Origin of the sequence: Pseudomonas sp. LjRoot277 (assembly GCF_964253845.1) — a bacterium.
In the GTDB taxonomy this organism is placed as follows: Bacteria; Pseudomonadota; Gammaproteobacteria; order Pseudomonadales; family Pseudomonadaceae; genus Aquipseudomonas.
Map to the genome: position 1 here is coordinate 4,355,123 of NZ_CAXURI020000001.1, position 20,885 is coordinate 4,376,007.

Below are 20,885 nucleotides of genomic sequence, written 5' to 3' on the forward strand. Positions count from 1 at the left end.
GCGCAGCCGAACGCAGCCTCGCAAGCTCGACAGCTGCTACAGGGATTGCGTTAACCAATAACTTTTTTGAAAAAATTGAAGATGAGAGAAACGATGAAACCACGTGCCCGCGACCTGAACATCCAGTTCGGCCAACTGCAACCCGGCCCGCTCAACGCCATCACCGATGTCCCCGGCGTCCGGGTCGGCCACAGCAATGTGCGAGGACGCACCGCGACCGGTCGCGACATCCTGACCGGCGTCACCGTGATCGAGCCGCGTGCCGGTTCCACCAGCCTGCAACCGTGCTTTGCCGGCGTCCATGTCCTCAACGGCAACGGTGACGCCACGGGTCTTGAGTGGATTCGCGAGGCCGGCCTGTTGACCAGCCCGATCGCCTTCACCAACACCCACAGCTTGGGTGTGGTGCGCGATGCGCTGGTGACGCTGGATCGTCAGGAGCAACCCGATGACGGGCGACTCTACTGGAACATGCCAGTGGTGCTGGAAACCTTCGACGGCCTGCTCAACGACATCAACGGTTTCCATGTGAAGGTCGAACATGTGGCCGAAGCCCTGCGCACGGCGGTGGGCGGTCCAGTGACCGAAGGAGCCGTCGGCGGCGGCAGCGGCATGATCTGCCACGAATTCAAGGGCGGAATCGGCACCGCTTCGCGACGCCTGAGCAGTGCTCAGGGCGGCTGGACCGTCGGCGCCATCGTCCAGGCCAACCACGGCATCCGCGACGAGTTGCGCGTCGATGGCTATCCGGTCGGGCGTTACATGGAAAAGGCTGACTCGCCGTTCCTCAAAGCGTCCTTGCCGCATCCTGGCATGGGTTCGATCGTCGTCTGCCTGGCCACCGATGCGCCGTTGCTGCCGCACCAGTGCACGCGCCTCGCGCAGCGCGCCAGCCTCGGCCTTGCCCGTACCGGCGGCGGTAATGAAGACCACAGCGGAGACATCTTCATCGCCTTCGCCACCGGTAATCAGCACGTGCCGCCCGCCGCTTACGAGAGTAAGCGTGCGCCGACCACCGACAACCTGAGCATGGTCAACAACGACCACATCAGCGAGTTGTTCCTCGCCGCAACCGAGGCGGTGGAGGAAGCGATCATTAATGCCTTGCTGGCCTCCGACACCGCCGAAGGCAATGGCCATGCCGTGCCGGGACTGGATGCCGGGACGCTGCTCAACGCCTTGCGTCGAGCGGGTTGGCCGGGAGAGCAGGTCTAACAGGATTGAGGTGTCTGGAGGCCGCAAAGAGCTCGCGACCGAGGCTTTTCGCGGCGTCCAGGTGCACCGCCGGATCCTGAATTTCCGATTCGAGCAGCAACTCGGACGTCACCACCCGCGCACCGCAATAATCAAAAATCCCATGGTCAATCTGCGTCTTCATGGCCTCGGCATAACCGTGCCGGGCGTAGGTTGCAGCGTCGGCACCGCCCACACCGATCAAGTGAACCCGCAGGTGCCCAAGCTTCTTCTCCAGCTTGGCATCCGCCGTGAAATCGAACGCCCAGCCGTTGGCGAACACCCGATCAATCCAGCCCTTGAGCAGCGCCGGCATCGACCACCAGTAAACGGGATAAACCAGCACCACCGCATCGGCGCGGTCTATCCGCGCTTGCTCGGCAACCACATCGGCAGGGGGCGGCGCTTCCCGGTGATGCACCGCCAGATCAGCGACGCTGAACCTCGGATCGAACCCTTCGGCCGAGAGGTCGGCGATTTCAACGGTATGACCGGGATCGTCCAGGACGATGCCCTGAGCGACTTGCGCCACCAGGCTATGGGTAAGCGAACGAGGATCGTGATGAGCCACAACGATAAGCGCGTGCATGCTGGAAACTCCTGATTGAGAGCACAAGGCGGACCTTATATACTCTTGGTAAGTTACGATCAGTAAGTTACTTTTGGTACATAGCCATGTCAACCACCGAAACAGACGCGCAAGATTCCATCCCGCAACCACGACGACGAATGTCCCGGGAGGACCGCCAACGCCAGTTGCTGGACGTCGCCTGGCAACTCGTTCGGGAAGAAGGCACCGACGCGCTGACATTGGGGCGACTTGCCGAGCTAGCCGGGATCACCAAACCGGTGGTGTACGATCACTTCACCACGCGACCCGGGCTGTTAGCGGCGCTCTATCAAGACTTCGATGCCCGACAGACGGCTCTGATGGATGCTGCGCTTCAGGACAGCGAACCGACTTTACCCGGCACCGCCAGGGTGATCGCTTCGTCGTACGTCGACTGCGTGCTGCTTCAGGGCAACGAGATCCCCGGCGTCATCGCGGCACTCGCCAGCTCCCCGGAACTGGAGAAGATCAAACGTGAGTACGAAGCGATTTTTCTGAACAAGTGCCGAACCGCCCTCGCCCCTTTTGCTGGCGCGGGTGAGATCAAGGCAGCGGGATTACGGGCGATGCTCGGTGCGGCGGAAGCCTTGTCACACGCCGCCGCGAATGGAGAAATCGGCGCCGTGCAGGCACAGGACGAACTGTACGAAACCATCATCGCCATGGTCGAAAGAAGTGCCCGTGGCAACGCTGAAAACATCGCGGAAACTGACGCCGGACCGATGGATTCGACTAGCGGTACTTGAGCGCCAACCCCCAACTTTCTACGATGATTCTACGCAGCCGCTTGTTTGCTCAAGCCGTTGCGTAAGTGGTGGGTGAAATGAACCCCTATCAGGCTCACCACTTGTTTCATGCGCATCTTGAGCCTCGAGGGCTCTACTTCCTCCCCATCAAAGAGCCTTGAGGCTCTTTTTTATCTTCACGAAATCCAGACAAGAAAAAGCCCGGAATCTGGCCGGGCTTTGCGCTATCTACAGGACAACAAAAATCCCCTGTGGGAGCGAGCTTGCTCCCACAGTTAACCGAGTTCACCCAGTCGCTCCCGCACAAACTCATTCGCCTTGCGCGTCATCTGGTCCAGATGCCGGTCACGCTGTTTTTCCGCATCGAGCATGGCCCGCTTGCCGTGTTTTTGCAGCAGGTACGTATGAATCTGTCGCACCTCGAGCGAGCTGTAGATCGATGCCACATCCAGCAGGGCCATCAAGCCATCACTGCCGTGATCGCGGGTGTTCATCAGTACTTGAGTCGCGCGCACGCCCACCACCTGAAACCCCATTGCCTCAAAATATGGCACCTTGGCCACCGCGCACGTCAGCTCGGCATGCGGGTAGCGGCCGACCATTTCCTGCAGCATCCGCCGGGCAATACCTTGGCGCCGATGGCTGGCACTCACCGCCATATACGCAACACCGCATGCATCGGGATCGTCCTTGACCGGCAGGTACAGCAAGAAGCCGACGACCTTCTCGGGGTCGTCTTCGTCGGTCGCGACGAGCAACTCCACCGCAATCCCTTTCGCCCCGTTCAACGCCTCCAGATAGAGGTGAACCTCGTAGCCGATCGCGTACTGGTACACGTTGTACAACAGGTTGCTCGGCGCGATAGCGACCATGCTGATGTCGGTCAGGTAATCGACCACCATTTGCAGGATCTGGCTATTGATGTGCTCGGGGCACGGGGTTTTGAAATGGGTGATCTGGGGCATTCGTGGCTCTGACTCTGGGGCGGACGTGAAGAGTGTGTTCGCGGGCGTGCCTATCATAACGTGCCGGGGCAGCGTGCGCCGCAGCACGTTACTGCTGCGGCGCAACCATCCGAAACCGGATATTGATCTTGTCAGAGACAACACCACTGGCCCATTCACCTTCACCGATTTTGAAGTCGCTGCGCTTGAGCGTCAGCTGGCCATCGAAAATCCCGATGGCGTTCTCGGACTTCAGGAGGACCGGTACCTCCACTACGTGCGTGATCCCCCTGAGCGTGAGTTTGCCGGTGATCGAGTAACGGTTGTTGCCCAGTGCCTTCACGCCGGTCGATTCAAACGTCGCCACTGGATACGTTGCCGTGTCGAACCAGGCTGGTTTTTTCAGTTCGCTGTTGGCGTCGCTGCTTCCGGCATCGATGCTGTCGAGCTGGATAGTCAGCGCGGCCCGGCCTGCTGATGGTTTTGCCGTGTCGAAATCAAGCCTGGCCTCGAACTTGCCGAACGTGCCGTATACCCGCGAGGAGAACTGTTTATACGTGAAGGAGATCGTGCTGGCGGTTTCATTGACCTGCGTGTACTCGACCGCCTGGACACAAGGCAACGCGCCGAATGCAAGGGCGGCCACCAGCACCGCGCAGGTCGGGAATCGGTGTTCCATGGAATTCTCCGGTCGGGGCTCCCGTCATGAGCTAAGGCGCCGTACAGGTATGCCAGCGATAGGTGGACTAAAGCAAATAAACGCCGTTAATTCCACCTGCCGCTCAGACTTCCGACCACCTGTCGGCCCACGCCAACGGCCGCCCCGATAGGGCCGCCGTCCGGGTGTTTAATGACTGTCCCAACTCACCGCATCGGGAGACCGTCCATGAAATTCGTCATCATCGGAGGAAGCGGGCTGATCGGCAGCAAAGTCTGCAAGAACCTCCAGGATCTGGGGCATGAAGTCATATCAGCGTCACCGAGTACCGGCATCAACGTCATCACCGGCGAGGGCCTGGCGGACGCGCTCAAGGGCGCCGACGTGGTGGTCGACGTAGCCAACTCCCCCTCATTCGAGGATCACGCGGCGTTGCATTTCTTTGAGACCGCCGGGCATAACCTGTTCGCTGCCGAGAAAGTAGCCGGCACCAAACACCATGTCGCCCTGTCAGTCGTAGGCACCGAACGGATGCTCGACAGTGGTTATTTCCGGGCCAAAATGGCCCAGGAAAAACTCATCAAGGCCTCGGGCGTTCCCTACACCATCCTGCGGGCCACGCAGTTCTTCGAATTCATTGGTGCCATTGCTTACTCAGGTCGCGAGGACGGCAACACCATCCATTTATCGTCCGCCGCGTTGCAACCAGTGGCCTCGGTCGATGTCGCGGCCGCACTGACGGCTATCGCTCAAAAAGCGCCGATCAATCAGACCGTGGAAGTGGCCGGGCCGGATCGCCGACCCATTGTCGAATTCGTAAGTGAGTACCTGAAACACACCAAGGACCCGCGCGAAGCCGTTTCGGACGACACGGTTCCTTACTTCGGCGCCCCGATCAATGACAAGTCCCTCACGCCCGGCGATAACCCCATTGTCGGAGCGACCCGGTTTGAAGATTGGCTAGAGATCGCGCATCCCTCCTGAGTCGCTCGTGGCAATGATAATCAGCGGGTCCAGCGAAACCGAACCCGCTCTCACCGTCAGGTATCACCCATTCACAGGCAACGACTGGTTCTTGGGCTTGAGCAGAAAGTGCGCCAGTGCCGGCACCAGTACCAAAGCGCCCACCATGTTCCAGATGAACATGAACCCCAGCAGAATGCCCATGTCGGCTTGAAACTTGATCGGCGACAGCACCCAGGTGAGCACGGCAACGCCCAGCGTAATCCCGGTCATCACCACCACCTTGCCCGTGGAAAGCAGGGCCAGGTAGTACGCATCCGACAGGCTTGAGCCATTGCGCAGATTAGTGAGTGTCACGCTGAGGATATACAGCGCGTAATCCACACCGATGCCCACCCCCAATGCGATGACGGGGAGCGTCGCCACCTTGACGCCGATGTTCAGACCGACCATCAAGGCCTCGCACAAAATCGACGTCAGCATCAGCGGCAGCACCGTACACACCACCGCCCGCCAGGATCTGAAGGTGATAAAGCACAGGGCGATGACGGCCGCGTACACCATGAACAGCATCTGCACGTTCGAACGCTTCACCACGATGTTGGTTGCCGCTTCGATCCCGGCATTGCCCGCCGCATTGAGGAACTGGAGCTGGTCGGTGTTATGGGTCGCCGCGAACTGCTCGACGGTCTGCACCACACTGGTGAGCGTGTCCGCCTTGTGGTCTTTAAGGTAGACATACACCGTCAGCAGGTCGCAGTTCTGGTTGAACAATTCTCGCGGCGCGCGGGTGATGATTGCATTCAATAGCCCTTGGTTACGGGGTATCTCATACCAGGTCATGCTGCCTTCATTCATGCCCGCTGCGGCCTGCTTGCTCAGCGCCGCCAACGACGTGGTGGACACCACGCCCGGCAGTTGTTGCAGCTGGGCTTCCAGCGCATCGACCGACACCAATGTCTGGTAGTTGGCGCAGAAGTACTGCGGCGTTTTCACCATCACCACGTACTTGTCGCTGCTGGCGGAAAAGTTGCTGACCATAAAGCGGTTGTCGCTGTTGTAGCGCGACTCCGGACGCAGTTCCGGCGCCCCGGGATTCAAGTCTCCGATCTTCACGTGCAGGCTGACGGCAAAGCCCGCCACCCCCAGCACCACGGCGATGAGGATGGCACCGCTCGCCCATTTGCGCTCGGTGAATCGATCCAGAAAAGCCCAGAACGGGTGCCGGGCGTGAAGCGCGTCCAGCTGCGAGAACTTGTCGTTCGCCGCTTCACGCTGAGCCGCCGCTTTGCTGACACCGGTGTACGACAACAGAATCGGCAACAGAATCAGGTTGGTGAAAATCAACGTCAGCACACCGATTGTCGCAGCGACGGCCAGATCCTGAATCACCGGAATCTTGATGATCATCAACACCGCGAAACCCACGGCGTCGGCTACCAACGCCATCAGCCCGGTCAAAAACAATCGGCGAAAGGTGAAGCGTGCCGCCACGAGCTTGTCGGCTCCACGGCCGATGTCCTGCATGATGCCGTTCATTTTCTGCGCGCCGTGGCTCAACCCGATGGCAAACACCAGGAACGGCACGAGGATCGAATACGGATCAAGGTCAAATCCCAGGGTGGGCAGCAACCCAAGCAACCAGACAACAGCAATGATCGAACACAGCAGCACCAACAGCGTGCTGCGAATGCAGCGGGTGTACCAGAACAACACGATGCCGCAAATCACCAGCGTCGCGGCGAAGAACAGCTGCATCTGCCGCATGCCATCAATCAGATCGCCCACCACCTTGGCGAAACCGGTGATGTGGATTTTGATGTTGTCGGTTTCGTACTTGGCCCGAATCTGTTCGAGCTGGCTTGAGAGCGCGTTGTAGTCCAGCGGTTTCCCGTCGTCTGAGGTGATGTCCTGAAGCGGTAAAAGCACGATGCTGGATTTGAAGTTAGAAGCCACGAGTCGGCCGACTTCGCCCGACCGTTCGACGTTTTGTCGAACCTGCTCCAGGCTGCCAGCAGAACCATCGTAGTTGTCAGGGATCACCGGGCCGCCGTCGAAACCCTCTTCCGTCACGCCGATCCAGCGGGTCGCCGGGGTCCACAGGGACTTCATGTATGACCGGTCGACGCCGGGAAGCAAAAAGACTTCGTCGTTGATTTTCTTGACCGTCTCAAGGTAGGCGGCATCAAAAATGCTGCCCTGCCTGGCCTCGATCGCAATCCGCAAGGTATTGCCGCCCTCCCCCAATTGGCCGCGATTCTTCAGGTAGTTCTGCACATAGGGGTGATCCGTCGGGATCATTTTTTCGAAGGCCGCGTTGAGCTTCAAACTCAGCGCCTGGTAGCCGAACACCAGGCTGAGCAAGACACAGATGCCCAAAATGATGCGGCGGTGATTGAACAACAGCCGTTCAACCAGGGTGCCGGAAGAAGGATCGAAGGTGTCCGTTTCAGGGACGGTGTGAGGCTCGGCAGTACGCGTAAAGCTGTTCATTGATCGTGCTCCGACGATTCCACTGCGACCACGGACGACAGCATGCCGCGTGCACTGCTGATGATCAGGTCACCGTTCGCGGCTTGCGCCATGCCTGTGAAGTAACCGGGTTGAGCCACTTGAAGGAGAGAGGCTTTGGTATCGCCGCCCGCGAAACGCAGCACTCGGCCGGACTCATCGGTGAGCAGTACCGAGCCATCGTCAAGGCGCAGGCCGCTGGTCAAGGTGACGGGTTGCAAGGTGTCGAGGCGCTGCCAGGTATCGCCGCGATCTTTGGACTCGAAGGCTTTGCCTCGCAGCCCGAACGCCAGAATCGAGCCCTTGCTGGTCGCCTGGAGACCGAAAGTCGTGCCTTCATAGGGGGATGCCAGCGACTCGAAGGTCTGGCCCTCGTCACCTGAGCGCAACAACGTGCCCTGTTCGCCAGCGACGAAGAGGTCCGCCCCCTCCCGCTCGATGCTGTAGAGGTGCAATCCGTTCGGGTTATCGAGACGGGAGCGGATCGATTGCCAGCTGAGCCCGCCGTCATGCGTCACAAACGCGAGGCCGTACGCGCCCACCACCCAGCCGTTTTTGGCGTCCAGAAACAGCAGATCCAGCATCGGTTTGTCGGGGCCATCGTCCACCAGTTGCTGTGCCTGAGCGATTTTTTCCGCATCGTCGAAGCGTTTCGCTTCTTGCAACTCGATCTCGGCTGCCTGGACGCCATCAAGCTGCTTGTTCCAGCTCAACCCGCCATCCTGGCTGTGCAAGACAACCCCGGCGTGCCCAACCGCCCAGCCTTGGAGGTCATCGATGAAACGAACCTTGACCAGCGTCATGCTGACCGGGGAACTGACTTGCTTCCAGGTGCCGCCGTTGTCATCAGAAACAATGATGAACCCTCGTTCGCCAACGGCCACCAGGCGGTGCCCTGCCCTCGCAACACTCAACATGACCGACTGCGCCGCCATGGCGCTGGTGATCGATGGCTGCACCGGCAGTCCATCGGTTTGTGCCGCCGCAACCGTGCCGGTGAGCGCCGTGATGATCGACACGCTCAGCATGAACACCTTGAACGGTTGCAGATGTAAAAGCCTGGGAGTTTGAATACGCATTTTCGAGCCTCGATGATGCGGTTCGGTGGACGCCGCGTCAGTGGCACGGCGTCCATGGAACTCAAGTGTGAACACGCTGTTGCGAGGCTCAGCGCACCGACCCGGACGCTACCGAGTTACCGGTAAAGAAGTTCTCGGGTTTGCGAGGGATAACGCTGTAGGTTTCGCCGTTCAGGCTTTGCACGACGCTGTACGTCTTGGCTTGCAGGTTGTAGATCACCACCGGTTTCACCACCACCGCCGGGATGGAAGGCACAACGAATGGAAGCACTTGGGACACACGCCACAGCTTGCCTTCGGCGTCGTAGCCATCGACCAGCGAGACCGTCCAGCTGTCCTCATCGATGTAGAATTTGCGCTTGGGCACGGCGTGGCGTTTGCCCGGGGCGACAGTCGCCTCCAGCTCCCAAACGCGATGCAGTTCCCAGCGCACCTTGTCGGAGTTGAGGTGGTTAGCCGCAAAGGCATCGTCGCGTTTTTCGGCGTTGAACTTGTTGTCGTTGTACGGGATGTACAGCTCTTTTTTGCCGACCAGTTTCCAGTCATAACGATCCGGGTGGCCGATGAAGCCATGCACCTCATCGAAGTAGTTGGCGCCCGAGGCCACGAAGTCTGGCGTGTCATACCCCACGGTCGGCGCGCGGCGCACGCGGCGTTGGCCGACGAGGTATTGCCAGGCTTCCCGCGGTTCCTGGGCGTTGATGCTGTCGTGCGTCACCAGCGACTCGCCGGCCTTGAACGGGGGTTCGTTAGTCAAGAAACGCAGCAGCGCATATTGCCCTGACCACTTATCCACGCCGCCATCCTTGAAGTAATACGGGTACTGCCAGTTCTCGACGCCACGGCTGGCCAGTGTTCGGGTGCCGTCAGCATTGCCGATGATGTTGGCATAGCCCATCTGAATGGATTCCGCCTCGACCCGCAGCAGGAAATTCCAGATGACCTCGTTGCCGGTTTTCGGGATCGGGAACGGAATGCCGCCGTAACAGCCCTCCACCGACAACCCATTGCTGGTGGTCTTGCACTGGGTCGCGTTGGTAAAGGTGTTTTGATAAACGCTGTCGGGGGCCGCGGCGGTTCGATGAGTCGGGTACACATCGAGATGGAAGGTGTCGGGATACTTGGCCAGCAAGGCTTTCGTCCCTTCGTTCAACTTATCCGCGTACTGCGCAGCGTTCTTCGCGGTGATCTGCAACAGCGGCTTCTCACCGGGGAACGGATCGGCCGGCATATCGCCGGATTTTGCCCCGGCCACTTCCTTGGTCAGTCCGCCTGTCCAGGCCGGAATGGAGCCGTCGGCATTGCCGGCCTTTTCGGCGCCCATGGGGGTCAAGGTGGTTTTGAGCTTCGCCGCCTCGTCAGGACTCACCGCCGCGAATGCAGTGCTGGCGCAGATTGAGATCGACAGGGTGGAAAGCAACAGCAGTTTAATTTTTGTCATTATCAGGGCCCGCCTGTTCTTTGCTTAAAAGGTTCGCTGGATCGAGAACGCCACAAAATCCCGGTCTTTCATGTTTTGCTGATAGGTGAACGAGTTGGAGGAGTTGATGACTGGCCCGGCCTCACCGAAAAAGTTGGTGTAGCTCAGCGAGGCGTACCACTGTTTCTTGTAATCAGCCTTGAGGCCCAACGTCAGGTCCCCGCCATGTTCCGGGCCAAATGCCTGAGGCGTGACGGAAGAGCGCCCGGAAGGGTTGTAACCAATGGTGATCGGGGCTTGAACGTCGATGCCGGGGAAGACCTGGAAATACTGAGGTTCGAAGGTGAAACGCAGCGCGAAGGCATCGCGAGTGGTGTTGGGGTCCAGCTGATCGGCATTTTTGCTAACGCTCAGACGACGGTTGAATGCCAGTTCACCGACGAGCGAAGCACCGTCCCACAGCGCGGATCCGCCGTAGACATTGACCATCGACACCTGGGCATGCCACGACTTGCCGATGGGGTACGCCGGGTTGGAATCGTTGTCGGAATCCAGACCGGTGATGATCGTTCCGCCGACGCCTGCCAACGGCGTGTCGAGCCGAATCGAGGTTTCACCGGCGATGTTGGCTTCGCCGACCAGGGTGCTGAAACTCGCCCCGAACACTTTGACGTCCTCGGGATAAACGTTGACGAACGTGTCATCAGCACCGGGGACCAGCGCGGCCGGACGGAAGTAAAACACCGGGGTCTTTTCGTGGTATTTCGCGGCGTACAGACCGAATTCCCAGTCCTCGACGGCGAACTTCAGTTGCGCACCAAACTGCCCGGAATCCTTGGCATCGATGTCTTTGCCGTGGCGTAGCTCGCCGGTAGGAAAGAACACCCGCTCCCCGCCTTCGCCGACAAAATCCGCGCCGCTGAAGTAGCTGCCCGCTGCGGGCAGGCGCGTCTTGTTCCACTCGAATTGGTAGTAGGCGCCGACGCTGACCGTGTCGTTCAGCTGCCAGTTGCCTGACACCTGTTTGGTGGGCATCAGGATTTCCTTGAACTGCGAGCTCGGGACGGACTGAAGCTTCACCAGGTCAACGGTGGACTGAGCATTGGCGATGCCATTGGCCCCGAAGAACAGGCTTTCACCATAGATTTGCGTGAACTGGCCGAGTCGCCCGGACAGCGACGTAGTGCCGATTTCCTTCGAGCCATAAACAAACGCATCGAGGATTTCGGTGTGCTGTTCGTGGATGCGGCGGGTGTCGCTGGTGAACTCATCGTGCTCGACACTCAACGAGTTGGCGGTGCCGGGAGAGTCGTTATCGTTGTCGTGGCTGTAGACATCGTCGTACCAGGAGGCCGCGCTGAGACGAGCACCGACGTCTTTGTACTTGATGTCGAATTCGGACAAGACATCCAGGCGATTGGAAATGAGCCCGCGATCAAAGTTTCGATCGCCGTCATCCAGGTTGGGATTGCTGTTGGACGTACCGGGGCCGACCGCGACCTTGTGATCGAGTTTGTTCACGCGCCAGGCGTTGCTGTACTTGATCGTGTTGTCCCAGGTCGCCGAAAGATCGGGATTACCGGTGTCGATCTGGAAGGCGTGCGAGGGCGTTGAGAGGCTCAGCAGCACCGTTGCGCTGACCGCGCAGGCGATGCTGGAAACCGGCAACGGGCAGAGCCGCTGGTTGGCTGTTTTCATGAAGATGTTCCTGTTTTTTTGTTTTTGTAAAAGGTCATCCACTCGCAGCATTGGCTGCGAATACCACGGGTGCTGCGGCGTTCCTTCCCTGTCCGTTCTGGTCAGATCTACGAGCCTGACCACTTATGCGTAAAACGTGTTTTATTGCATTCAATATCACTTTGTGCACAAAACGTAATCCTGCACAAATTCAATGTCAAGAACATTCGGGCGCTCATTCGGGTAGCTGGGGCGGGGAGTTGCGGCAGGCGGGACGTTCATGAGGACAGCAGAGGCATGAGCGTTGAAATGGATGGCGGGAAGGTGGTTAGGGACAAAGGGCCGGTCTAGAGCGTCCGAAAGACTGCTCTTGAATTTTCCCCTTGCGACGCAGGAAAATTTATGCGCAATGCGCCATTCATCCTTTGCACCAAACAACTTTTTGCGCATAAAATCCGTTTAGTGCAAATTTCAGGATGACCCATCATGATCCCCTCCTCCCCCAACAGTCCGCTGATCGAAGTCGCATTGACGAAGATGAAAAAAGCGATTGTTTGTTGCGAGCTGGCCCCCGGCGAAAAACTCAAAGTCGCCGAACTGTCCAAGACCTACGGGCTCAGCAGTTCGCCCATTCGTGAGGCACTCAATCGCCTGACGCAGGACGGCGTCGTCGAAGCCAGCGATAACAAAGGGTTCAGGGTTGCCCCGATTTCCACCACGGATTTTCGCGACATCACGCGGATGCGCTGTTTGCTGGAATGCGAGGCGCTAGGCGACGCCATCAAATTTGGCGATGACGCCTGGGAAGCCGATGTACTGGGCGCGTTTCACCGCTTGAATCTGGTTGAGAAAAAGCTCGGAACTGGCGTGCTGGTACTCGACGATGATTGGTCTACCCGGCATAAGGCGTTCCACTTCGCGCTGTTCGCGGCGTGCCCATCCCCGTTGATGCTGAAGATGATCGATTCCCTGTTTGACCGGGCCGAGCGTTACAGACGCTTCTCTGCCAAGCAGCGAATCAGGCAGCGTCACAAGGGCAATGAGCATCAGGATCTGATGGATGCTGCGCTGGCACGGGACTCCGATAAAGCGGTGACGCTGCTGCGCAATCACATTCAGGACACCCTGGAGCGAACCATTGAAGCGATCGAGCGGCAACAGGCCACGCTTCAATAGATCAATCGGTACTGCAGAAAAAAGCCCTTCGCCATGCAACTGCTTTCGTGGGCAGTGCAAAGCGAAGGGCTTTCTGTTTTCTACTGGCTTAGGCCTTGGGCAAACCTGATCATCGGGTCGCTGGCGTCACCATCACTCTGTGCAGTCTGTTCAGGCTTCTTGCACCACAGCGCAAGCTCCATTCCCTCCAGCAACTCCATCGCCCAGGCAACCGTGACCGCCCCGCCGTACACGTAGTGATCCGGCCGCACGATGACGACATTGCAGCCTCGGCTCTCCAGCCATTGCGCCAACACCCCATCGACTTCCTGGTAATCATCCGCGGTGCGTGGACCTGTCTGTTGAGGGTCGACCAATCGCACGACATGAATGGGAAGGCCTTTGAGCGATTGACTGCTGCGCAGACATCGCAGTAAAGCGCTGGCGTCAAAACCGGGGGCAATGACCACTCGGAAGGACTGGCCGGTGAACTCATCCAGCAGCGCCGTCTTGCCGGCGTGGTTGATGACCATCGGTTGCGGAAACAGCTCACCGGCAGGCGCGACCTGCGCGACAAATCCTTGAGACAACCCCGGAATCAGCGATTGCCTGATGGTCCCTGCCGGGTTCTCCGTCATCTGCCGGATCAACCGCGCATCGCGGATTGCGGCTTTCTCACCGTCGCGTTCGCAAATCACGCCACCGAACTCCTTGGCCGCCATCGTCGTTTGTCGGACATGAGGCACGCGTTCGGTCTCGTAGGTATTCAGGAACGCCGGAGCTGCCAACCCCTCTTTCACCAGTGCGAGCTTCCAGACCAGGTTCAATGCATCGCGAATCCCCTGGCACATCCCTTGCGCCAGGAAGGGCGGAGTCATGTGCGCCGCGTCCCCGAGAAAGAACACCCGGTCGGACTGCCATTGCTCCAGAATCAGTGCATGGAATCGATAAGCGGACGCCCGCCATAGCTGATAGTCGCCCTCCGGCAACCAGCGGGAGATCAGCTTCTTGATAGCTTCGGGGTGTGAGATTTCCGTCGGCTGTTCGTCAGGATTGATCATGAACTCCCAGCGCCGATGCAGGCCCGGTCCGACGACAAAGGTGCAAGGCCTGGCCAGTTCGCAAAACTGCACGTTGGTCTTCGGCAGATGCTCGCCCGCCCCTTCATTGAGAATCACATCGACCACGAGCCACGGCTCATCGAAAGCCAGATCCTCCATCTTCAGGCCCAGTCGGGTGCGGATCGGGCTGGTGCCGCCATCACACGCCAACACATAGTCCGCTGTCACCGTGCGTTCGGTTCCGTCTTTGGCCTGAATGCGCACTTCCGCTTGCGAGCCCGTGGAATCGACCGACAGAACCTCCGAACCGAGTTCCACGGTGACCGACTTCAAATCGGCAATTTTGCCGCGTAACGCACGCTCGACGGGCGGCTGCGAGAACACATAGTTCGGTGCCCATCCCAGCGGAAAAGGAGGCTTGGCGGCATCAATGCGCTTGATCAGCGCAGAGCCGGTGGTTCGGTACTCCGAGGGGCGATAAGGCATGACATGTTCGGCGATCTCATTGGCCAGGCCAATGTTGCCGAAAACACGCATCACTTCGTGGTCAAAACCCATGGCCCTGGGGTTGGTGTACACCGTTTCAGACTTGTCCACGACGAGGGCCTTCAGCCCCCACATGCCAGCCAGATTTGCGCACAGAGCACCCACCGGACCCATTCCAACAATGATGACATCGTAGTCCATCGTCTACTCCGCTTTTTGTTTTTATCCAGTGCGACGTCTGGTTGATGAACAGGCGTGTGCGTGCCCATCAACCAGGCTTCAACATCCACAGATCGGCGCGTTGTCAGCCGATTCGAACCCGCTGTTCTTCGATCTTCGCGCGGATGGAGTTCTTCCACTCTTCTCGCGTCTGGAAGCCAGGGCGACGCTTACACATGGCTTCGGTCTGGGCCAGGATAACCTCGGTCGGCAGCTCCAGATCGAGAGGTTCCTTGCACGGTTGTGCGGTGTAGAACGGTGCATCGACATACATTTCGATGGGGTTGCCTTCAGGGTCTTTGAAGTACATCGACCAAGCGTTGCCGTGATCCACCTGAGCGATCCCTTCAACACCGCTGCTCTTGGCGAATTGGTAGTAAGTCTTCAAGTCATCCAGCGAGTTCAGCAGGAACGACAGCTGATTGATCGGGTTGAAAGGCAGGTCGACGGGTTTGCCGTCGAAGAGCACGACCTGGTGATGCAATTCAGGGTTCTGCGTCATGAAAAACAGCCGATGACCCGTTGAGGCGACACCTTTGTCGCTGACGATAAAGCCTAAGGTGCGGCAGTAGAAATCGACCATGCGATCGAGGTCTGCGCAAAACACGCCGGAGTGGGTGAAATTGATAGTCGGTAAGGCGGGCATTTGGAACCTCCAGTTTTTATGATTGTGTAGAGGACAACGCTTAGGCTTCGTCAATAACGCCGTTCGATAGCGTCCCGATCTCCGTGATGACCACTTCGAAAACATCACCGGGTTTAAGGAAAATCGGTGGATTCCTCTTGAAGCCGATCCCGCTCGGCGTACCGGTGGCCAGAATGTCGCCCGGGTTCCACGCCAGTGCCTTCGACACGTACGAAATCAAATGCGGAATGTCGAAGGCCAACTCTGAAAGACTGCCTTCCTGCAACTGCTCGCCATTGAGTACTCCTCGTACCACCAGCTTACGGTAATCGGAAATTTCCGAAGCTGGAATGAGCCATGGGCCCAGCGCACCGGTTTTTCTGAAGGTCTTGCCCATGCCGTACTGGTGCGTATGGAACTGCCAGTCGCGAACGCTGGCGTCGTTGAAGCAGGTGTAACCCGCGACGTGATCCATCGCATCGGCCGGATCGATATGCGCCCCTCCTTTGCCGATTACCACGGCCAACTCGGCTTCGAAATCAAATTGCTCTGATACCTGAGGCCTTACCAGCGGTTCTCCGTGGGGCAAAAGGGTTTCGGCGAAGCGCTGGAAAATCACCGGGAATTCCCCGACCTTTCTGCCAGCTTCTTCGGCGTGGGCCACATAGTTAATGCCGACGCAAATCACCTTTCCGGGGTTAGGGATGACGGCTTCCAGTTCAACGCTTGAAAACAGGTAGTCGGGGTGCGCGGCGTCTACGATCTGCCGAGCCTGCTGCATCAAGGCCGGGTCGGCCAGAAACGATGCAAGGTCCGCAACCTGGGTAAAACGCCGGGTCAACTCGACAACCCCGTCACCGGACACGGCGCCGAAATGGGCCTTCCCCTCTTTGCGGTACGAAATCAGCTTCATGTTCTTCTCCTGTTTTTTATGCACAAAAACTAATTTCTTGCACCATACATCATAAAATGCATAATGCAAAAGGCCGGTTTTAAAAAAAATAACGAGCCGCTTGAGGCTCTCGGTTCTGGAGGTTAGGCATGTCGCTTGTGATGGTTCGTAAGGTAAAACTGGACATCGAAGAAGTGTTCCACGAAGGCGGGCCTCGCTCGTCGGTCCCGCTCAGGATTGCGGTCGCCACCGCCGTGGTCGCCAACCCCTACGCAGGTCTATATGTAGAGGATCTTCTGCCGTTCATGCAGGAACTGAGAGGGTTAGGGGCGCAGCTTTCCGAGCAACTGATTCATGCACTGGGCGGCGCCAGGCATGTACAAGCCTATGGCAAGGGTGCAATCGTCGGCGAAGACGGCGAGTTGGAACACGGTGCGGTCTGGCACGAAGCCGGTGGCTGGGCCATGCGCGAAGCCCTCGGCAATCCGAAGGCGATCGTGCCAGCGGCGAAGACCATCGGTGGCCCCGGTTGCCGGGTGATGATCCCGCTCGGGCACATCCAGGCGGCCTATGTTCGCAGCCACTTCGGCGTGGCTGAAATGACTGTATGGGACGGCCCACGTCGCGGCGAAATCGCTTTTGGCCTGGCCATGGCCACCGGCGGGCGGATTCATGCGCGACTCGGCGGGCTGGCTGCCAGCGAGGTGAAGGGCGAAGACGGGCTGCGTTAGGACCGAAGATTTGAAGCGTGCTGCAGGGTTACATACCACTACAAAAACAATATGTGTGTTGGAGAACATCATGACTGCAAAAACTATGCGCGCCGCACGTCTGTATGAAGGCGGTAAACCCATGGTCATCGAGCAAGTGCCCGTCCCCGAGATTCGTCCGACCGAGGTGCTGGTCAAGATCAAGGCCTGCGGGATCGTGCCGAACCTGCACAACATCCTCACCAACTGGGTCAAATGGTTCCCGCAGAACCCCCTACCGAAGCTCCCTGCCATTTTCGGACTGGACCCTTCTGGTGTCGTCGAAGCCGTCGGCGCCCAGGTCTACGACTTCAAGGTCGGCGACCGGGTTTACGTCAACCCGGGCAGGCACTGCGGTTCATGCCGGGCCTGCCGCGCGGGCAACACCATTGCGTGTACCGCCTATACGTTCAACGGTTATTTCGGGTTCACACCGAAAAGCCCGCGCATGTTCGAAGACTACCCCTACGGTGGTCTTTGCGAGTACATCCCTGCCCCGCAATACAGCCTGGTCAAACTGCCAGACAACATCAGCTTCGAAACCGCCGCGCGCCTGGGTTATCTGGGCACCGCCTACAAAGCATTGCTCAAGGCCAACGCCGGCCCTGGCAGCACGGTATTGATCAACGGGATCAGCGGGACGCTCGGCCTGGGCGCCGTCGCCCTGGCGCTGGCCATGGGTGTTCGTAAAATCCTCGGCACAGCCCGAAACCAGGACCTGTTCCAGAAGGTGAAAGACCTCGCCGCCCCAGGCCGGATCGAAATCCATACCCTCGGCACGATTCCCACCCACGAATGGGCCTATCAAGTCACCCACGGCGAAGGGGTCGATGTGGTCATTGATGCCCTGGGTCCGGGGGCACCGCACGAGAGCCTGACTCAGGCGCTTAAATCCCTCCACCGCGGTGGGCATCTGGTCAACGTCGGCGCCATCGCCGGGGAAGTCCCTATCGACCTGCACTGGATCATGGACAACGACATCCAGATCAGCGGATCGGCCTGGTTCACCACCGGGCAAGGTCAAGCCATGGCGGACATGGTTGAATCCGGGGTTCTTGATCTTTCGTTCTTCGAAAACACGGCGTTCAATCTGGAGGACGTCAACAGCGCGATTACCGGTATCGAAAACCGCCATGGCGGCTTCAGCAACTACGTCATCTGCCCTTGATTAAACGCAGCGAGCGGAGCGGTTCAACCGCCCCTCGCTGCCACTTTGACTGCTCGTTGAGTAATCCCTATGAAGATAAGAAGAATCGTGACCGGCCACGACGAACAGGGCAATTCCGTGTTCGTTTCAGATGACTTTGCCCCAAGGGCACAATCCTTTGCCTCGATCCCGGGGCACGCGATGGCACAGTTGTGGACGACGCCCGCCCAGCCAACACGCCTCGAAAACGAACGCGACCCGACGCTTGATCGCGCCTCGCTGATTCCTCCTCAGGGCGGCACCAGCATCGCCATGTTTGATTTCCCACCCGACACCGTCATGCAGAACCCGGTCGATGGCGTCCAGGCTTTTGGCGAACTGAGCGCTGCACTGCCGGGCTTGATCGAAAGCTTCGAGCCGGACCATCCCGGCATGCACACCACCGCCACCATTGATTACGGAATCATTCTGGAAGGTGAAATGTGGCTGGAGCTGGATAACGGTCAGAGCCGTCTGGTAAAGGCCGGCGACATCGTTGTTCAAAATGGCACGCGACACGCGTGGCGCAACAAAAGTGAGCGGATTGCCCGGGCACTGTTTGTGATGATCGGGGTGTCACCCGCAGAGAAACAGGCTGTGTAGTTGTTTGATTATTCATCTCTCGGATTGAAGGATTTTTATGGCCACCCCTCGTCTACTCGGCATTTCAGGCAGCCTGCGTTCACAGTCAACGAATACTGCGGTACTCAAGTCCCTTGGCGCTCGATTGGGCGATCAGGCAGAAATGAGTCTCTTCGCGCTGAATGACATCCCCCTGTACAACGCAGATCTCGAAATGGAGGCGCTGCCAGCATCCGTGGCAGCGTTGAAAGAGGCCATCGCACAAGCCGACGGTTTGATCATCTGTTCGCCGGAATACAACTACGGCACCTCCGGCGTGCTGAAAAATGCGCTGGATTGGGCCTCCCGCCCGGGCTTCAATTCACCGCTGAAAAACAAACCCGTGCTGATCATGACCTCTTCACCCGGCGTGCTCGGCGGGGTGCGTGCCCAGTCTCAACTGCGTGAAACGCTGTCGGCCACGCTGTCCAGGGTCATCTCCGGCCCCCAAATAGTGATTCCCGGGGTCAATCAAAAAATCCAGAACGGCCACTTCGTCGACGAAACAACGATCGAGTTCATGCTGGCGGGTGTCGATCAATTGATCGCTGAAATCAAACTGTTGTCTTAGCCGGCTGCGATAGGATGACGCCCGGATTTTCGATAGCGACTCGCGTGACGAGAAGGATTGCTGATGTTCATTGGAAGACTCGCCGGGCTCACCGGCTGCACCCCGAAAGCCATTCGACTTTACGAACAGATGGGGTTGATCCCGGAACCGGATCGTCAGGGCCGATATCGCGTCTACACCTCACATCACCTCACGCTCGTGCGCCTGATCCGCCGGGCACAGGTCGCCGGTTTCAAGCTCGCCGAGATGGTGCCGCTCATCGCTGCCAAGAACACTTTGAACGCCTTTCCTGTGGAACTGGCCAACGAGGCGATCGACCTCAAGCGCCAACAGATCTTCTGGAAAATAGCCGACTTGCTGGCCTTGGCTGATCACCTCAGCGAACTCAAAAGCGAGATCAATTCACTCTTTGAACCGGGCGCAGTGATAACGCCTCATAGCGATGCGTCGAGCGCTGGCCTAGATAGATAAACGTCGATTGCAGGGCGACTTCCGGTGCTCGTGGACGGAAGCCCAATTCGGTCCTGGCCTTGGTGATGGCGTATTCCTGCTTGACGCCGTGGAACATCCTCACCTGACTGAGCAACAGTTGGGCTGGCCGACCGCTCAACCCGGCCCAACGCTCCTGCATCCACGCCACAGCGACCAACAACCATTTGGGTACCGGCGGTGGTAGCCGATAGCCCGGTGAAACCCCGTTCGCGGCATCAATGATTTCGGCCAGTGAAGAGGACCGCTCATTCGCCAGTATGTAGCGCTGCCCTGAACGGCCTTTTTCTGCCGCGAGGATCATCCCCAGGGCGACATCTCGCACGTCGACAAAATTGAAATGAAAGCCCGGGTCCAGAGTCATTTGCCGCTGCCTGACCGAATCGACAAACTTCATGGTGTCAGTCAGCTTGGCCGCGTTGGGGCCGATCATCGCCGAGGGCAACACCGCGACCATCCAAAGATTCAGCGCCTGAGCCGTGTGCCAGGCCATTTGCTCCGACAGGATCTTGGACGCGTAATAGGCATTCTCATCCTCGTCATTCCAGTGCTCTTCATCGAGCTTCTGCCCGTTCTGCCCGTTCTGACCGATGGCCGCAACGGAACTGACATACACCACGCGCTTGACCCCGGCCTTCGCCGCGGCCTGCAAAACGCGACGTGTTCCTTCCACGTTCGGTTGGATAATCTCGGCGTACGGATGCCTCGCCCAGTGCTTGAACACCGCCGCAACCTGAAACAACACGTCCACCCCGTTCAACGCCTCGAGCATGGCCGCTTCGTCGAGCAGTTCGGCATACACCCTTTCGCAGTCCAGCCCCTCGAACGCTGCCGAATCGTTCACATCACGAACCCCGGCGCGGACTCGGTAACCCTGATCGAGCAAGGCTCTGACCAAGGTATTGCCCAAATGCCCATTGGCGCCTGTGACCAGACATAACTGACTCATACAACTGTCCCCCTCGCTTGAACAAACATCCGTTTTGGCGA

20 protein-coding genes are annotated in these 20,885 nt (G+C 58.6%); 9 read left to right on the forward strand and 11 right to left on the reverse strand.

Going from position 1 to position 20,885, the window contains the following annotated elements; genetic code table 11:
* Positions 1–93 precede the first annotated feature (93 nt).
* Positions 94–1,215 carry a P1 family peptidase gene (locus tag ACSQ87_RS20490; protein ID WP_436274242.1) on the forward strand — a complete coding sequence of 374 codons (1,122 nt, stop codon included), beginning with the start codon at positions 94–96 and terminating at the stop codon, positions 1,213–1,215.
* Here the strand turns inward: ACSQ87_RS20490 and ACSQ87_RS20495 are convergent.
* Positions 1,172–1,822: an NAD(P)H-dependent oxidoreductase gene (locus ACSQ87_RS20495; protein WP_436274243.1), complete on the reverse strand. Its 651-nt coding sequence runs from the start codon at positions 1,820–1,822 to the stop codon at positions 1,172–1,174. The two genes, ACSQ87_RS20490 and ACSQ87_RS20495, sit on opposite strands and share 44 nt — an antisense overlap.
* Positions 1,823–1,908: 86 nt before the next feature.
* Here ACSQ87_RS20495 and ACSQ87_RS20500 point away from each other — a divergent pair, with 86 nt between their 5' ends.
* On the forward strand, positions 1,909–2,589 hold the full coding sequence (locus ACSQ87_RS20500) for a TetR/AcrR family transcriptional regulator (RefSeq protein ID WP_436274244.1): 681 nt from the start codon (positions 1,909–1,911) through the stop codon (positions 2,587–2,589).
* A gap of 275 nt (positions 2,590–2,864) precedes the next feature.
* Here ACSQ87_RS20500 and ACSQ87_RS20505 read toward each other — a convergent pair whose 3' ends face one another.
* Both ACSQ87_RS20505 and ACSQ87_RS20510 read right to left on the reverse strand, forming a co-directional pair.
* Entirely contained in the window at positions 2,865–3,554 is a 690-nt protein-coding gene (locus tag ACSQ87_RS20505) for a GNAT family N-acetyltransferase (protein WP_223433276.1), read from the reverse strand.
* 88 nt (positions 3,555–3,642) lie between these two features.
* Positions 3,643–4,212: a YceI family protein gene (locus ACSQ87_RS20510; protein ID WP_436274245.1), complete on the reverse strand. Its 570-nt coding sequence runs from the start codon at positions 4,210–4,212 to the stop codon at positions 3,643–3,645.
* A gap of 207 nt (positions 4,213–4,419) precedes the next feature.
* Here ACSQ87_RS20510 and ACSQ87_RS20515 point away from each other — a divergent pair, with 207 nt between their 5' ends.
* Positions 4,420–5,175, forward strand: coding sequence for an SDR family oxidoreductase (locus tag ACSQ87_RS20515; RefSeq protein WP_436274246.1), 756 nt, complete (start codon positions 4,420–4,422; stop codon positions 5,173–5,175).
* Between the two features lie 63 nt (positions 5,176–5,238).
* Here the strand turns inward: ACSQ87_RS20515 and ACSQ87_RS20520 are convergent, their stop codons facing one another.
* The 4 genes from ACSQ87_RS20520 to ACSQ87_RS20535 form a co-directional block, all read right to left on the reverse strand.
* Complete coding sequence (locus ACSQ87_RS20520; protein WP_436274247.1) at positions 5,239–7,647, reverse strand: efflux RND transporter permease subunit; 2,409 nt, start codon at positions 7,645–7,647, stop codon at positions 5,239–5,241.
* A complete protein-coding gene (locus ACSQ87_RS20525) occupies positions 7,644–8,744 on the reverse strand; it encodes a WD40/YVTN/BNR-like repeat-containing protein (RefSeq protein WP_436274248.1) in 1,101 nt (366 codons plus the stop codon). The genes ACSQ87_RS20520 and ACSQ87_RS20525 overlap by 4 nt, the downstream gene beginning before the upstream one ends.
* An 88-nt stretch (positions 8,745–8,832) precedes the next feature.
* Positions 8,833–10,185, reverse strand: coding sequence for a DUF1329 domain-containing protein (locus ACSQ87_RS20530; protein ID WP_223433281.1), 1,353 nt, complete (start codon positions 10,183–10,185; stop codon positions 8,833–8,835).
* 24 nt (positions 10,186–10,209) lie between these two features.
* Positions 10,210–11,862: a DUF1302 domain-containing protein gene (locus ACSQ87_RS20535; RefSeq protein ID WP_436274249.1), complete on the reverse strand. Its 1,653-nt coding sequence runs from the start codon at positions 11,860–11,862 to the stop codon at positions 10,210–10,212.
* Between the two features lie 465 nt (positions 11,863–12,327).
* Here ACSQ87_RS20535 and ACSQ87_RS20540 point away from each other — a divergent pair, with 465 nt between their 5' ends.
* Positions 12,328–13,017: a GntR family transcriptional regulator gene (locus ACSQ87_RS20540; protein ID WP_046056764.1), complete on the forward strand. Its 690-nt coding sequence runs from the start codon at positions 12,328–12,330 to the stop codon at positions 13,015–13,017.
* A gap of 80 nt (positions 13,018–13,097) precedes the next feature.
* Here the strand turns inward: ACSQ87_RS20540 and ACSQ87_RS20545 are convergent, their stop codons facing one another.
* The 3 genes from ACSQ87_RS20545 to ACSQ87_RS20555 form a co-directional block, all read right to left on the reverse strand.
* Positions 13,098–14,744 (reverse strand): bifunctional 3-(3-hydroxy-phenyl)propionate/3-hydroxycinnamic acid hydroxylase, encoded by a 1,647-nt coding sequence (locus ACSQ87_RS20545; RefSeq protein ID WP_436274250.1) that lies wholly within the window; start codon positions 14,742–14,744, stop codon positions 13,098–13,100.
* A 103-nt stretch (positions 14,745–14,847) separates the two neighbouring features.
* Positions 14,848–15,408: a VOC family protein gene (locus ACSQ87_RS20550; RefSeq protein WP_436274251.1), complete on the reverse strand. Its 561-nt coding sequence runs from the start codon at positions 15,406–15,408 to the stop codon at positions 14,848–14,850.
* Positions 15,409–15,448: 40 nt separating this feature from the next.
* Positions 15,449–16,300: a fumarylacetoacetate hydrolase family protein gene (locus tag ACSQ87_RS20555; protein WP_436274252.1), complete on the reverse strand. Its 852-nt coding sequence runs from the start codon at positions 16,298–16,300 to the stop codon at positions 15,449–15,451.
* 128 nt (positions 16,301–16,428) lie between these two features.
* On the opposite strand from ACSQ87_RS20555, the gene ACSQ87_RS20560 reads away from it, so the two are divergent.
* The 5 genes from ACSQ87_RS20560 to ACSQ87_RS20580 all read left to right on the forward strand — a co-directional run bounded on the left by ACSQ87_RS20560 (position 16,429) and on the right by ACSQ87_RS20580 (position 19,877).
* Entirely contained in the window at positions 16,429–17,010 is a 582-nt protein-coding gene (locus tag ACSQ87_RS20560) for an amino acid synthesis family protein (RefSeq protein WP_436274253.1), read from the forward strand.
* 70 nt (positions 17,011–17,080) lie between these two features.
* Complete coding sequence (locus tag ACSQ87_RS20565) at positions 17,081–18,196, forward strand: alcohol dehydrogenase catalytic domain-containing protein (RefSeq protein ID WP_436274254.1); 1,116 nt, start codon at positions 17,081–17,083, stop codon at positions 18,194–18,196.
* 69 nt (positions 18,197–18,265) lie between these two features.
* Positions 18,266–18,817: a cupin domain-containing protein gene (locus ACSQ87_RS20570; protein WP_436274255.1), complete on the forward strand. Its 552-nt coding sequence runs from the start codon at positions 18,266–18,268 to the stop codon at positions 18,815–18,817.
* A gap of 37 nt (positions 18,818–18,854) precedes the next feature.
* Positions 18,855–19,406, forward strand: a complete 552-nt coding sequence (locus ACSQ87_RS20575; protein ID WP_436274256.1) for an NADPH-dependent FMN reductase — start codon at positions 18,855–18,857, stop codon at positions 19,404–19,406.
* Between the two features lie 63 nt (positions 19,407–19,469).
* Complete coding sequence (locus tag ACSQ87_RS20580) at positions 19,470–19,877, forward strand: MerR family transcriptional regulator (RefSeq protein ID WP_436275109.1); 408 nt, start codon at positions 19,470–19,472, stop codon at positions 19,875–19,877.
* On the opposite strand, the gene ACSQ87_RS20585 is transcribed toward ACSQ87_RS20580, so the two are convergent.
* The gene (locus ACSQ87_RS20585; RefSeq protein WP_436274257.1) at positions 19,804–20,844 is read right to left on the reverse strand and encodes an NAD-dependent epimerase/dehydratase family protein; all 1,041 of its coding nucleotides are present in this window, start codon (positions 20,842–20,844) and stop codon (positions 19,804–19,806) included. The genes ACSQ87_RS20580 and ACSQ87_RS20585 overlap by 74 nt on opposite strands.
* Positions 20,845–20,885: the final 41 nt, after the last annotated feature.

Excerpts from the sequence above, each read along its gene's own strand:
- ACSQ87_RS20490 (WP_436274242.1), top strand. The coding sequence starts at position 94 with ATGAAACCACGTGCCCGCGACCTGAACATCCAGTTCGGCCAACTGCAA.
- ACSQ87_RS20495 (WP_436274243.1), bottom strand. The coding sequence starts at position 1,822 with ATGCACGCGCTTATCGTTGTGGCTCATCACGATCCTCGTTCGCTTACC.
- ACSQ87_RS20500 (WP_436274244.1), top strand. The coding sequence starts at position 1,909 with ATGTCAACCACCGAAACAGACGCGCAAGATTCCATCCCGCAACCACGA.
- ACSQ87_RS20505 (WP_223433276.1), bottom strand. The coding sequence starts at position 3,554 with ATGCCCCAGATCACCCATTTCAAAACCCCGTGCCCCGAGCACATCAAT.
- ACSQ87_RS20510 (WP_436274245.1), bottom strand. The coding sequence starts at position 4,212 with ATGGAACACCGATTCCCGACCTGCGCGGTGCTGGTGGCCGCCCTTGCA.
- ACSQ87_RS20515 (WP_436274246.1), top strand. The coding sequence starts at position 4,420 with ATGAAATTCGTCATCATCGGAGGAAGCGGGCTGATCGGCAGCAAAGTC.
- ACSQ87_RS20520 (WP_436274247.1), bottom strand. The coding sequence starts at position 7,647 with ATGAACAGCTTTACGCGTACTGCCGAGCCTCACACCGTCCCTGAAACG.
- ACSQ87_RS20525 (WP_436274248.1), bottom strand. The coding sequence starts at position 8,744 with ATGCGTATTCAAACTCCCAGGCTTTTACATCTGCAACCGTTCAAGGTG.
- ACSQ87_RS20530 (WP_223433281.1), bottom strand. The coding sequence starts at position 10,185 with ATGACAAAAATTAAACTGCTGTTGCTTTCCACCCTGTCGATCTCAATC.
- ACSQ87_RS20535 (WP_436274249.1), bottom strand. The coding sequence starts at position 11,862 with ATGAAAACAGCCAACCAGCGGCTCTGCCCGTTGCCGGTTTCCAGCATC.
- ACSQ87_RS20540 (WP_046056764.1), top strand. The coding sequence starts at position 12,328 with ATGATCCCCTCCTCCCCCAACAGTCCGCTGATCGAAGTCGCATTGACG.
- ACSQ87_RS20545 (WP_436274250.1), bottom strand. The coding sequence starts at position 14,744 with ATGGACTACGATGTCATCATTGTTGGAATGGGTCCGGTGGGTGCTCTG.
- ACSQ87_RS20550 (WP_436274251.1), bottom strand. The coding sequence starts at position 15,408 with ATGCCCGCCTTACCGACTATCAATTTCACCCACTCCGGCGTGTTTTGC.
- ACSQ87_RS20555 (WP_436274252.1), bottom strand. The coding sequence starts at position 16,300 with ATGAAGCTGATTTCGTACCGCAAAGAGGGGAAGGCCCATTTCGGCGCC.
- ACSQ87_RS20560 (WP_436274253.1), top strand. The coding sequence starts at position 16,429 with ATGTCGCTTGTGATGGTTCGTAAGGTAAAACTGGACATCGAAGAAGTG.
- ACSQ87_RS20565 (WP_436274254.1), top strand. The coding sequence starts at position 17,081 with ATGACTGCAAAAACTATGCGCGCCGCACGTCTGTATGAAGGCGGTAAA.
- ACSQ87_RS20570 (WP_436274255.1), top strand. The coding sequence starts at position 18,266 with ATGAAGATAAGAAGAATCGTGACCGGCCACGACGAACAGGGCAATTCC.
- ACSQ87_RS20575 (WP_436274256.1), top strand. The coding sequence starts at position 18,855 with ATGGCCACCCCTCGTCTACTCGGCATTTCAGGCAGCCTGCGTTCACAG.
- ACSQ87_RS20580 (WP_436275109.1), top strand. The coding sequence starts at position 19,470 with ATGTTCATTGGAAGACTCGCCGGGCTCACCGGCTGCACCCCGAAAGCC.
- ACSQ87_RS20585 (WP_436274257.1), bottom strand. The coding sequence starts at position 20,844 with ATGAGTCAGTTATGTCTGGTCACAGGCGCCAATGGGCATTTGGGCAAT.